Genomic DNA, 11,955 nt, shown 5'->3' on the forward strand with positions numbered 1-11,955 from the left:
TGATCCGCAAGGAGCTGCTGGCCCTGCGCCGCGACCTGCACGGCCTGGGCGCGCTGTTCGTCATGCCGATGATCTTCATCGTGCTGATGTCGCTGGCGCTGCAGCACTACTACAACCCGCCGGCCGCGTCGCTGCCGTACGCACTGGACGTGCGCGACGCCGGCGACGCGGCGCGGCTGGTGCAGGGCCTGTGGGTGCGCGCGCACGGCGAGCCGCGGCCGCTGCCCGCCGACTGGCGCGAGGCGCTGCGCAGCGGCGAACTCAAGTACCTCGTCGTGCTGGAGCCGGGCCTGTCCGCCGCGCTGGATGCGCCGGCGCTGCCGACCGCCGCGCACCTGCGGCTGCTGACCGAGCCGGGCATCGACGGCCATCTCTTCAACGCCCTGCGCGCCGAGCTGGTCGGCACCGCCGGCGACGCCAAGGCGCGCCTCGAATACATGAGCGCCGGCGCCTCGCCCGGCGCGTCGATGGCCGCGCTGGTGCAGGCCGAGCGCTTCGCCGGCGGCGCCGTGCGGCCCACGGCCGTGCAGCAGAACGTGCCGGCCTGGCTGGTGTTCGGCATGTTCTTCGTCGTCGCCTCGATGTCCAGCCTGTTCATCCAGGAGCGCAGCAGCGGCACGCTGGCGCGGCTGCGCAGCCTGGGCGTGCCGCCGGCGCTGATGCTCGCCTCCAAGGCCATCCCCTACCTGGGCGTGAACGCGCTGCAGGCGCTGCTGATGCTGGCCGTGGGCGTGTGGGTGATGCCGCTGCTGGGCGGCGAGGCGCTGTCGCTGGCGGGCGTCGACGGCGCCGCGCTCGCCGTGGTGCTGCTGGCGACCGGCGTGGCCGCGGTGGGCCTGTCGCTGGCACTGGCCTGCGCCGTGCGCACCCATGCGCAGGCGGCCACGGTGGGGCCGATCCTCAACGTGCTGATGGGCGCGGTGGGCGGCATCATGGTGCCGCGCTTCGTGATGCCGCCGCTGATGCAGCGCGTGGCCGAGTGGTCGCCGATGAACTGGGGCCTGGAAGGGCTGCTGGTCGTGCTGCTGCGCGGCGGCGGCCTAGCCGAGGCGGCGCCCCACGTGCTGCGGCTGGTGGTGTTCGGCCTGGCCATGCTGGCGCTGGCGGCCTGGCTGTTCCGCCGCCGCGGATTTTGAAATGGACCACCCCCAGTCTTCGCGGACTTCGTTCCGCTCCGCCCACCCCCTTCAAGGGGGCACATCCTGCGGCCTGGCAGAGCCAGTTCCGCGGATGTTCCCGCATGGCCTGCTCCGCGGCCTCAAGTCCCCCGCTGTTCGTGCGTTGCCGGCGGCATGCGCGGCAGCCCAGAACTGATCCGAGGTCTATGAACGAAGCCCTTTCCCCCGATGCCGCCGCGCTGGCGGACGAACTCCGGCAGGTGCTGCTGGAGGCCGTCGAGAAGGAGCCGCCCGAGGGCGGCCTGCGCGACGACGAGCCGCTGTTCGGCCCCGACGCGCGGCTGGACCTCGATTCGCTCGACGCCCTGCAGATCTCCATGGCGATCCAGCAGCGCTACGGCGTGCGCATGCCCGACAGCAAGGAGACGCGCCGGGCGCTCGCCTCCATCGCCAGCCTGGCGCAGCACCTGATCGAGCGGCGCGTGTGAGCCACGGCGTCTACGTTGCGGGCATGGGCCTCGTTTGCCCACTGGGCGAGGGCGTACCGGGCGTGGTTGAGGCGCTGCGTCTTGGTGAGGGTGCGCCGGAGCATGTGGATGTGGCGGAAGGCTTCGCGTGGCCCGTCCACCGCCTGCCCGATGCGGGCGGCGCGTGGCTGGACCGGCTGGCCGCCCACGTGCGCGAGGTGGCGGCGCAGTGTGGCGGTGTGGATCCGCGCGCGGACGTGCCGCTCCTGATCGGCTCCTCCTCGCTCGACGCTGGCTTCGAGGAGGAGGGCGGCGCGCCGGCCGGCCCCTTCGCCGGCGACCTGCAGACCTTCGGCGATGCCGTGGCGCAGGCGCTGGCGTGGCGCGGGCCGGTCTTCACCGTCTCGACCGCCTGCACCTCGTCGCTCAACGCCGTGCTGGCGGCGATGGACCTGCTCCAGGCCGGCGAGGCGACGCAGGCGCTGGTGCTGGGCGTGGAACTGCGCAACCGCTTCTCCGTGGCCGGCTTCGGCGCGATGCAGCTGCTCTCGCCGCAGCACGCCCGGCCCTTCGGCGCGGGGCGCGACGGGCTGGTGCTCGGCGAGGCCGTGGCCGCCCTGCACCTGACGGCGGCGCCGGCGCGCTGGCGGCTGCGCGGCGGCGCCAACATCGCCGACGGCCGCAACCCGACGGGCGCGCAGCACGACACGATCCTCGCCGTGTGCTGGCAGGCGCTGGTACGCAGCGGCCTGCAGCCGGCCGACATCGGCCTGGTCAAGCCGCAGGCGGCCGGCAGCCCGGCCAACGACGCGATCGAGGCCGGCGCGCTGCGCGCGCTGTTCGGCGCGCCGCCGCCGATGGCGAGCTTCAAGGGCGCCATCGGGCATGCGCTGGGGGCCTCCGGCGCGGCCGAGCTGGCGCTGCTGATGGGGTGTGCCGAAGCGCAGGCCTGGCCGGCGATGCAGCAAGCCCCCGAACCCGCCCTGGGCGTGGCGTTCGCGGGCGACGGGCCCCTACAGCCGCGCCACATCCTGGCCCTGTCCATCGGTTTCGGCGGCGGCCACGCCGCGCTGGTGCTGGAGGACGGCGAGGCATGAACGCCCCGATGCCCGGCTGGCGCCTGGCGGCGCAGGTGGACCTGTCCGCGCTCCCCGCCGACTGGCGCGACGCCCTGGCCCGGCGCCTCGGCCAGCGCCCGCGCCGCATCGGCGTGTGGGCCGAGCTGGCGCTGTACGGCGCCTGCCGCTGCCTGGACAAGGCGGGCGAGGCGGCGCTGCCGCCCGCGGCCCGCGTGCGGGTGTGGAGCCTGAGCGGCGCGCAAGGCGCCATGCGCACCGGCATCGGCCAGGTGCGCGCCGGCCTGCTGCCCATGCCCTTCCACTTCATGCAGAGCCAGCCGGCGATGATGCTGGCGGCACTGGGGCAGGCGCTGGACTGGCGCGGCGACGCGGCCTTCGTGACCGGCCGCGACGCGCAGGCGCTGCTGCGGCTGGCGCTCGCCGGCGCGGCGCCCGAGGGCCTGTTGTTCGGCCGCGTCGAGGAAGACGGCGGCCGGCTGCGCACGGCATGGCAGCGCTGGGTGCCGGAGTAGAGTCGCCCGATGCTCCAATTCCAGGTCCTGCTGTTCATCGCCGGCACCGCCGCCCTCGCGTACGCCTCGCGCCGGCCGCTGCGCCGGCCCGGCTCGCACGGCTTCTATCGTTTCTTCGCCTGGGAATGCATCCTCGGCCTGGTGGTGCTGAACCTGCCCGTGTGGCACGACGACCCGCTGGCGCCGCGCCAACTGCTGTCATGGCCGCTGCTGGTGCTGTCGGCCTGGCTGCCGCTGCATGCCGTGCGGCGGCTGCGGCGTGAGGGCCGCCCCGGCGCGCAGCGCGACGACGATCCGGCGCTCTACGGTTTCGAGCGCACCAGCGCGCTGGTGACCTCCGGCGCCTTCCGCTATATCCGGCACCCGATGTACGCCGCGCTGATCGCGCTGGCGTGGGCCGCCTTCCTCAAGCAGCCATCGTGGGCCGGCACGGCGCTGGTGCTGGCCGCCACGCTGCTGCTGGTGCTCACCGCGCTGCGCGACGAGCAGGAGTGCCTGGCGCACTTCGGCAAGGCCTACCGCGACTACATGGCGCGCACGCGGCGCTTCATTCCGTTCCTGCTGTAGGCGTCCCTGGCCCGAGGGCGCCGCGCAGGTTGCTTCGCGCCTGCGCCTCGCAGCGCGCACGCAGGCCGGGCGTGAGGTACAGCGGATCGCGCGCCAGGAAGCGGCCCAGGATGGCGCGCCGGCGCGGCTCGAACACCTCGGGCGGCACGTGGGCGTACTCGCGTCGGATCTGCTGCTCGTATTCGGCGAAGCGCGGCGGCGGCGCGCCGAGGATGGCGAGGTCGATGTCGACCAGCAGTTGCGCGTCGGCGCCTTCGGGCTGCGCGTCGTGGCAGGTGGCCATCACCAGGGCATGCACGCGCTGCGCGGCCTCGTCGCCGGCGCCGGCCTGCCGCAGCGCCTCGTGCGCCCAGTCGGCGCTGCGCGCCTCGTTGTCGTGCGCGTGGACGTCGTAGACGGCGTCGTGGAAGAACAGGGCCAGCGCCACCTCGGCCGGATGCGCGGCGGCGGCGCGCTCGCGGCCGAAGTGCGCCATGCACTCGGCCAGGTGCTGCAGGCCGTGGTAGTGGCGCTGCGGCTCGGCGTAGGCGGCCAGCAGCCGCTCGAGCAGCCCGGCAGGCGGCTCGGTGCCCAGCGCGCGCCACGCCCCGGTCCAGTGCGTCCGCAGCGGATCGGTCACCGGAATACCTTCGGCCCGGCGAGGCTCATTGCGCCATCGCCGCCTTCACCTCCTGCCCCAGGTCCAGCACCGACATCGCGTAGTAGCTGCTCCAGTTGTAGCGGGTGATGACGTAGAAGTTCTGCGTGCCGGCCACGTAGGTGGGTGGCGCGTCGGGGCCGTTCTGCAGCTCGACCAATGCCAGCAGGCCGGGGTGGCGCTGGCCCTCGCGGTCGAGCTGCGCGCCGGCGGCGACGAAGGCGTCGGCGCTCAGGCTGGGCAGGATGTCCTTCTCCAGCAGCACGGGCAGGTTGGCCTGCGCGCCCAGCTGCACCGGATAGGTGGCGGGCACGCCGCGCTGCCAGCCGAAGGCCTTGAAGTAGCTGGCCACCGAGCCGATCACGTCCTGCGGGTTGTTCACCAGGTCGATGCGGCCGTCGCCGTCGTAGTCCACGGCGTACCTGGCGATGCTGCTGGGCATGAACTGGGGCATGCCCATGGCGCCGGCGTAGCTGCCCAGCGGGCGCGTGGGGTCGTCGTGCGTGCGGCTTTCGGTCGAGAGGAAGCTCTCCAGCTCCTCGCGGAAGAAGCTGCGCCGCTGGTCCGCGCGCGGATGCACGTCGGGGAAGTCGAAGGCCAGCGTGGCCAGCGCGTCCAGCACGCGGAAGCTGCCCATGTTCCGGCCGTAGATGGTCTCGACGCCGATGATGCCGACGACGATCTCCGGCGGCACGCCGAACTCGCGCTCGGCGCGCGCCAGCGTGGCCTCGTTGTCGCGCCAGAAGCGCACGCCGGCGGCGATGCGCACCGGCTCCACGAAGCGGCTGCGGTAGCGCTCCCAGTTCTTGGCGGTGCCACGCGGCGGCGGCAGCATCAGGCGCGGCACGTTGGCAAGGAAGCGCGCCTGGCCGATGGTGTCGCGCACCCAGGCGGCGTCCAGCCCGTGGCGGCGGGCCACCTCGTCGGCGAACTGCATCGCGTCGCCGCGCTGGGCGTAGAAGAGGGCGGCCGGCGCGGCCGCGGCAGGCCGCTTCTTGGCGGGAGCGCCCTTCGGGGCGGCGGCTGCGAGGTGAGCCGTGGCGGCGGCGATCAGCACGAGCGCCAGCGGGCGCAGTCGTCGGAAGGGCGGGAGGCGCATGCGCCGATTGTGCACGGGGCTCAGCCGCCTGCCGCGGGCCAGCGCAGCCGCCGGAACTGCGCGCGCAGCGCACGCAGCGATTCGGTGGGCGCACGGCCGTAGCGCTGCGCCTCCAGCCGCAGCAGCCATGCGCGCACCGGCGCGCTGGCCTCGGCGCCGAAGCGCTCGGCCAGGCGCTCGCCCATCAGGCGCGGCGCGGCCTGGGGCGGCAGTTCGACGCCGGCGCGCGCCAGCCGGGCGCGCGCCCGGCCGAGCAGGCGCAGCCAAGGGTCGATGCGGCTGCGCTCCCACAGCGTCCAAGCGCCGCCGGCCAGGCTGGCGCCGACCAGCAGCCACAGCAGCACCCAGGCCAGGTCGGCCAGGCTGGGGCTGTCGAAGCCGAGCTTCTTCAGCAGGTCGAGTTGGCGGCTCTTCGTGTAGTTGAGCACCCACTGGTTCCAGCCGTTGTTGATCGCCTCCCAGACGGCGCGGACGTTCTGCGCCAGCGTGGGGCTCACGGCGCCGATGGCACCGGCCAGCAGGCCCGGCTGCGGCGACAGCCGGCGGAACTGGCCGATGCGGTCGGGCGAGATGGCGCCGGTGGGGTCCACCCGCACCCAGCCGCGGCCTTCCTCCCACACTTCGGCCCAGGCATGGGCGTCGCTGTTGCGCACGGTCCAGTAGCGGTCCACCGCGTTGATCTCGCCGCCCTGGAAGCCGGTGACGATGCGCGCGGGCACGCCGGCGGCGCGCATCAGCACGACGAAGGCCGAGGCGATGTGCTCGCAGAAGCCGGCCTTGTGGTCGAACCAGAACTCGTCGGCAGTCTCGTCGCCGTAGACGCCGGGCTCCAGCGTGTAGCTGTAGCCGCCGGTGCGCAGGCGCTGCAGGGCCAGGCCGACCAGCGCCGCGGTGGCGTCGCCGCCGCCGGCCTGGGCGCGCGACTGCGCCAGCATCTGTGTTGCGAGCTCAGCGGTGCGCGGGTTGCGACCTGGCGGCAGCGCGGTGTAGACCTGCAGGCCCGGCAGGCGGCGCTGCGGGCCGCTGTCGAAGTCGGTCCAGCTCTCGGCCCGGTAGCGCAGCAGGTCGCCGATGGGGCGGCTGCTCATCCACTGCAGGTCGGGCGTCTGGAAGATGCGCAGTTCCTCCACGGCCGGCGCCTGGGGCGTGGCGTCCAGTGTCAGCAGCCAGGGGCGGTTGCTGGGTTCGAGCGTCAGCTCGTAGCGCACCGGCTCGCCGCGCACGCGCAGGTTGGCCGGCAGGAAGCCGCGCTCCCACGGCGGCAGCGCCGTCCATTCGCGGCCGTCGAACCTGGAGAGCACCGGTCCGCGGAAGTACAGCCGGTCGCGCGGCGGCATGCGCCCGTCGTCGAAGCGCACGCGCGCCGCGATGCCGTCGTCCAGCGCCAGCTCGGCGATGGTGCCCACCTGCATGGTGTTCGACAGGCCGGTGCGCCCCGTCATGTTGTCGTTGGGCGTGCCCCACAGCGGCGCCAGGCGCGGGAAGAACATGAACAGGGCCAGCATGACCGGCGCGCCCGCCAGCGCCATCCAGCCCGCCGTGCGCGCCGCCTGCATCAGCGGCGGCCGGCCGGCCGGCATGTGGGCGTTGACCAGCGCCGTCAGCAGGCCCAGCAGGGCGACCAGCATCGCCGCCGCGGTGAGCAGCGACTGCGAGTAGAAGAAGTTCGTGAGCATCGCGAAGAAGCCCAGGAAGAAGATCACGAAGGCGTCGCGCCGCGCGCGCAGCTCCAGCGTCTTCAGGGCCAGCAGCACGACGACCAGCGTCACGCCCGCGTCCTTGCCCAGCAGCGTGCGGTGGGTAGCGAAGGTGGCGCCCAGCGCCAGCGCGAGCAGGCCGATGCGCCACCAGCGCCCGGGCAGCGGCGCCGCCTGCCAGGCCAGCGCGCCGCGCCACAGCAGCACGACCAGCGCCAGCGCGATGCACCACAGCGGCAGGTTGGGCAACTGCGGCAGCACGATCAGCGCGATCACGCCGAGCAGGAACAGCGTGTCGCGCGTGTCGCGCGGCATCTGGCGCGGCAGCTTCAGCATGTTGCGAGCCATTCGAGACAAGCGCGTTTTTGGGCCTCGCCCTGCGCCGGCGCGATCGTGCGGCCGCCGGCGCGCAGGCCGTAGTCCAGCCCCAGGCGCTCGGCCTGCAGCACCCAGGCCGCGAGGCGGGCCAGGCGTGCCTCGGGGTCGGCCAGGCCGGCGGCCTGCGCATCCAGCCAGAGTTCGTGCCGGCGGGCCTCGTCGGCGTCGCGGCTGACGAGTTCATCCGACCCGGCCGTCTGGGCGCGCGCGACGCGCTTCCACACCACCAGCTTGAGCGGGTCGCCACGGCGGTAGGCACGCACGCCGTCGAAGTCGCCGCCGGCGCGTGCGCGCAGGCTGGCGGGCGCCTCGCCGGGCCGCGGCTCGGGCGCCGGCAGGGGCGGCGGATGGGCTTCGGGCTTCGGGTAGACCAGCAGTTGCGCCGCCGGCCGCCAGACCGTCCAGACGCGGAAGGTGCCCAGCGGGAAGCGCGTCTCGGCGGTGAGCACCGGCACCGGGTGCCGCCCGCGCCGCGGCGCGCGGAAGGCCACGTCCACCGTCGCCGTGCCCTGGGCCGGCACGTCGGTCCACGACCACTGGCCGCTGCCGCGCACCGCCAGCCCGATGCCGTGGCGCGTGCCGCGCCGCTCGTTGTGCAGCGTGACGCGCAGCGTGGCGCTGTCACCGGCGAACTGTGGCTCCGGCGGCGCCAGGTGCAGGCCCAGGCCGCGCAGGGTGGCGTGGCACACGTGCATGCCCACCGCCGCGCAGCCGGCCAGCAGGAAGGTCATTAGGTAGCCCAGGTTGAGCTGGTAGTTGATGGAGGCCAGCAGCAGCACTCCCAGCGTCGCGCCCAGCATCCAGCCGGCGCGGCTGGGCACGATGTAGACGTTGCGCTGGGTCAGCCGGAGGCGGTCCGACGGCGGGCGCCGGGAGAGGAACCAGCCGTCGAGCCGGCGGCGCAGCGCGGCGGCCGGGTTCACGGCAAGGGCACCGCCGCCATCATGGCGCGCACCTGCTCGACCGCGCCGCGGCCGGCGTCGCCGACCGGTGTGAGGCGGTGCGCGATGGTCTGCGGCAGCACGGCCTGCACGTCGTCGGGCGCCACGTAGTCGCGCCCGGCCAGCAGCGCCTGCGCTTTGGCCGCGCGCAGCACGGCGATGGCGGCGCGCGGCGACAGGCCCTGCAGGAACCAGTGGCCCGAGCGCGTGGCCGCCACCAGGTCCTGCAGGTAGCCCAGCAGCGGGTCGGCCGCATGCACCTGCAGCACGCGCTGCTGCAGCGCGCCCAGCTCGGCGGCGGTGAGCAGCGCCGGCAGCCCGGCCAGCAGCTCGCGCCGGTCGGCGCCGGCGAGCAGTTCGCGCTCGGCCGCGCGGTCGGGGTAGCCGAGCGAGATGCGCATCAGGAAGCGGTCCAGCTGCGACTCGGGCAGCGCGAAGGTGCCCAGCTGGTCCTGCGGGTTCTGCGTGGCGATGACGAAGAAGGGCGAGGGCAGGGGGCGCGTCTCGCCTTCCACCGTGACCTGCTTCTCCTCCATCGCCTCCAGCAGCGCGCTCTGCGTCTTCGGGCTGGCGCGGTTGATCTCGTCGGCCAGCAGCACCTGCGTGAACAGCGGCCCGGCGTGGAAGACGAAGCCCTGCTGCCCGCGGTCGTAGATCGCCACGCCCGAGAGGTCGCCGGGCATCAGGTCGGCCGTGAACTGCACGCGCGAGAACTGCAGCCCGAAGGTGTGGGCCAGCGCGTGCGCCAGCGTCGTCTTGCCCACCCCCGGCACGTCCTCGATCAGCAGGTGGCCGCCGGCCAGCAGGCAGGCCACGCAGTCGCGCACCTGCGCCTCCTTGCCCACGATCACCGTGTTAAGCTGACCCAGCAGGCTGGCGAGCTTGGTCGCCACGTCCATCTTTGTATCCATATGCTGCAGACGATACCCCACGGCCATCGCCCCGTGCCGTGTGAGGTATAGCGATCACGCGCACGAGCCCCGAGACATGGCATCCACCGGCTACTACATCCATCGCGACTTCTGGAAGCACGAGATGGGCCGGGGCCACCCCGAATGCCCGCAGCGGCTGGACGCCATCGAGGACCGCCTGCTCGTCACCGGCGTGGCCGATGCGCTGGACCGCCGCGACGACATGCCGCTGGCCACGCTGGCGCAGATCACGCGGGCGCATTCGGCCGCCCACCTGGAACATCTCGAGGCCCTGCACCAGCGCCTGGTGGCCGACGAAGGCGTGGGCGGCCCCGAGCACGCCCAGGTCGATCCCGACACGGCGCTGAACCGCGGCACGCTGCTGGCAGCGCGCCGGGCGGCCGGCGCCGCCATCGCCGCCACCGACGCGGTGGCGCGGGGCGAACTGGCCAACGCCTTCTGCGCCGTGCGCCCGCCCGGCCACCATGCCTGCCGCGAGCAGGCCATGGGCTTCTGCTTCCTCAACAACGTCGCCATCGCGGCGCGGCATGCGCTGGACGAGCACGGCTTCTCGCGCGTGGCCGTCGTGGACTTCGACGTGCACCACGGCAACGGCACCGAGGACATCCTCTCCGGCGATCCGCGCGTGCTGATGACCGGCATCTTCCAGCACCCCTTCTATCCCTTCAGCGGCACCGAGCACCCGGCCGAGAACATGGCCAACGTGCCGGTGCCGGCCTACACCAAGGGCATGGACGTGCGCGAGGTGTTCGACATGGTCTGCCTGCCGCGGCTGGAGTCCTTCCGGCCGCAGATGATCTTCGTCAGCGCCGGCTTCGACGCGCACCGCGAGGACGAGCTGGGCCAGCTGGGCCTGAACGAGAACGACTATGCCTGGATCACCGAGCGCATCCGCGACGTGGCCAGGCGCCATGCCAAGGGGCGGATCGTGTCGCTGCTGGAGGGCGGCTACCACCTCGACGCCCTGGCGCGCAGCGTGGAGACCCACGTGCGCGTGCTGGCCGATCTCTGACGCCGCCCGCTGCCCGCGCGCATGACCGACTGGAACGGTTTCGTCGAACGGCTGTCGCGCGCCGACGCGCGCAGCCTGTCGCTGGAAGTGGCGCTGGTGCTGGCCGCCGTGGCGCTGGCCTGGGCCGTGGCCCGCTGGTTCGGGCGCGATCAGCCCAGGGACTCGGTGTGGTTCGGCGTGCGCACCATCGACGGGCTGCTGTTCCCGCTGCTGGCCCTGCTGCTGGCCGACCTGTCGCGCCGCGGGCTGGCAGGCCTGGGCCATCCGGTGCTGGTGCTGCGCGTGGGCGTCTCGGTGTTCCTGGCGCTGGCGGTCATCCGCCTCTTCGCGCGGGTGCTGCATGCGGTGTTCCCGGCTTCCACCCTGGCGCGGCTGATCGAGCGCACCGTCTCCTGGCTGGCGTGGATCGCCGCGGTGCTGTGGATCGTCGGGCTGCTGCCGCCGGTGCTGGCCGAACTGGACGAGATCACCCTGGGCTTCGGCAAGACGAGCGTGAGCGTGCGCACGATCTTCGAGGGCACGCTCTCGGCGGCCGTGGTGCTGACCATCGCGCTGTGGATCGCCGCCACCATCGAGAAGCGCGTCCTGCGCGAGGCGGTGGCCGACCTGTCGATGCGCAAGGTCGCCTCCAACGCGGTGCGCGCCTTCCTGCTGCTGATCGGCCTGCTGTTCGCGCTGTCGGCGGTGGGGGTGGACCTCACGGCGCTGTCGGTGCTGGGCGGCGCGCTCGGCGTGGGGCTGGGCTTCGGCCTGCAGAAGCTGGCGGCCAACTACGTGAGCGGCTTCGTCATCCTGCTGGAGCGCTCCATCCGCATCGGCGACAACGTCAAGGTCGACACCTTCGAGGGCCGCATCACCGACATCAAGACGCGCTACACGCTCATCCGCGCCGGCAACGGGCGCGAGGCGATCGTGCCCAACGAGTCGATCATCACCGGCCGGGTGGAGAACCTCTCGCTGGCCGACCAGAAGTTCAACATCACGACCAGCATCGTGGTGGGCGTCGGCAGCGACGTGGCGCAGGTGCAGGCCATCCTCACCGGCGCGGCGCGGGCGCAGCCGCGGGTGCTGGCCGACCCGGCGCCGGTGGCCTACCTCACCGGCTTCGTGGCCGACGGGCTGGAGTTCACGCTGCACTTCTGGGTGCGCGACCCGGAGAAGGGCAGGGACAACCTGCGCTCGGCCATCAACATCGCCCTCCTGGAAGGCCTGCGCGCTGCGCGCATCGACATCCCGTATCCGCAGCGCGTGGTGCGCATCGAGTCCATGCCGGACGGTCGGCTTTCCGGGACGGTGGACGAGGCTCGCCTATAATCGAAAAAGCACGATCGTTCTTTTTTGCGCATCCCGTCCATGCGGCGCATGGGGATCGCGGAAGACCCCGAACCCTAGAATGCCCCGGACCCTGCGGGCTCCGAGCGCCCCGCCTCACTGATTTCCGATTTCATTTCCTAGGAGTCAAGCCATGAAAGTACTGGTGCCCGTCAAGCGGGTGGTGGACAAGGACATCAAGGTC

At 73.2% G+C, this 11,955-nt stretch carries 12 protein-coding genes; 7 read left to right on the forward strand and 5 right to left on the reverse strand.

Annotation, left to right across the window (positions count from 1 at the left end):
• Positions 1-2 precede the first annotated feature (2 nt).
• The 5 genes from ACIY1X_RS19465 (at position 3) to ACIY1X_RS19485 (ending at position 3,743) form a co-directional block, all read left to right on the forward strand.
• Positions 3-1,136 carry an ABC transporter permease gene (locus ACIY1X_RS19465; protein ID WP_399683681.1) on the forward strand — a complete coding sequence of 378 codons (1,134 nt, stop codon included), beginning with the start codon at positions 3-5 and terminating at the stop codon, positions 1,134-1,136.
• A gap of 188 nt (positions 1,137-1,324) precedes the next feature.
• Positions 1,325-1,606 carry an acyl carrier protein gene (locus ACIY1X_RS19470; protein WP_051953579.1) on the forward strand — a complete coding sequence of 94 codons (282 nt, stop codon included), beginning with the start codon at positions 1,325-1,327 and terminating at the stop codon, positions 1,604-1,606.
• Between the two features lie 110 nt (positions 1,607-1,716).
• On the forward strand, positions 1,717-2,682 hold the full coding sequence (locus tag ACIY1X_RS19475) for a beta-ketoacyl synthase N-terminal-like domain-containing protein (protein WP_399683685.1): 966 nt from the start codon (positions 1,717-1,719) through the stop codon (positions 2,680-2,682).
• Positions 2,679-3,176, forward strand: coding sequence for a hypothetical protein (locus tag ACIY1X_RS19480; RefSeq protein WP_399683688.1), 498 nt, complete (start codon positions 2,679-2,681; stop codon positions 3,174-3,176). The genes ACIY1X_RS19475 and ACIY1X_RS19480 overlap by 4 nt, the downstream gene beginning before the upstream one ends.
• A gap of 9 nt (positions 3,177-3,185) precedes the next feature.
• Positions 3,186-3,743: a methyltransferase family protein gene (locus ACIY1X_RS19485; RefSeq protein WP_399683690.1), complete on the forward strand. Its 558-nt coding sequence runs from the start codon at positions 3,186-3,188 to the stop codon at positions 3,741-3,743.
• Here the strand turns inward: ACIY1X_RS19485 and ACIY1X_RS19490 are convergent.
• From ACIY1X_RS19490 to ACIY1X_RS19510, 5 genes are read right to left on the reverse strand one after another with little or no spacing between them, the layout of a single operon-like run.
• Positions 3,724-4,362, reverse strand: coding sequence for an N-methyl-D-aspartate receptor NMDAR2C subunit (locus ACIY1X_RS19490; protein WP_399683692.1), 639 nt, complete (start codon positions 4,360-4,362; stop codon positions 3,724-3,726). The two genes, ACIY1X_RS19485 and ACIY1X_RS19490, sit on opposite strands and share 20 nt — an antisense overlap.
• Before the next feature lie 25 nt (positions 4,363-4,387).
• Positions 4,388-5,479 carry a lytic murein transglycosylase B gene (gene mltB / locus ACIY1X_RS19495; RefSeq protein WP_399683695.1) on the reverse strand — a complete coding sequence of 364 codons (1,092 nt, stop codon included), beginning with the start codon at positions 5,477-5,479 and terminating at the stop codon, positions 4,388-4,390.
• 20 nt (positions 5,480-5,499) lie between these two features.
• Positions 5,500-7,512, reverse strand: coding sequence for a transglutaminaseTgpA domain-containing protein (locus ACIY1X_RS19500; protein WP_399683696.1), 2,013 nt, complete (start codon positions 7,510-7,512; stop codon positions 5,500-5,502).
• On the reverse strand, positions 7,506-8,477 hold the full coding sequence (locus ACIY1X_RS19505; protein WP_399683699.1) for a DUF58 domain-containing protein: 972 nt from the start codon (positions 8,475-8,477) through the stop codon (positions 7,506-7,508). Before ACIY1X_RS19505 ends, ACIY1X_RS19500 begins: the two co-directional genes overlap by 7 nt.
• On the reverse strand, positions 8,474-9,394 hold the full coding sequence (locus tag ACIY1X_RS19510; protein ID WP_399683702.1) for an AAA family ATPase: 921 nt from the start codon (positions 9,392-9,394) through the stop codon (positions 8,474-8,476). The genes ACIY1X_RS19505 and ACIY1X_RS19510 overlap by 4 nt, the downstream gene beginning before the upstream one ends.
• 88 nt (positions 9,395-9,482) lie before the next feature.
• On the opposite strand from ACIY1X_RS19510, the gene ACIY1X_RS19515 reads away from it, so the two are divergent.
• Positions 9,483-10,439: a histone deacetylase family protein gene (locus ACIY1X_RS19515; RefSeq protein ID WP_399683705.1), complete on the forward strand. Its 957-nt coding sequence runs from the start codon at positions 9,483-9,485 to the stop codon at positions 10,437-10,439.
• 21 nt (positions 10,440-10,460) lie between these two features.
• Positions 10,461-11,753, forward strand: coding sequence for a mechanosensitive ion channel family protein (locus ACIY1X_RS19520; protein WP_399683708.1), 1,293 nt, complete (start codon positions 10,461-10,463; stop codon positions 11,751-11,753).
• Positions 11,754-11,955 lie beyond the last annotated feature (202 nt).

The organism is Xenophilus sp. (genome assembly GCF_044462705.1).
GTDB lineage: Bacteria > Pseudomonadota > Gammaproteobacteria > Burkholderiales > Burkholderiaceae_C > Xenophilus > Xenophilus azovorans.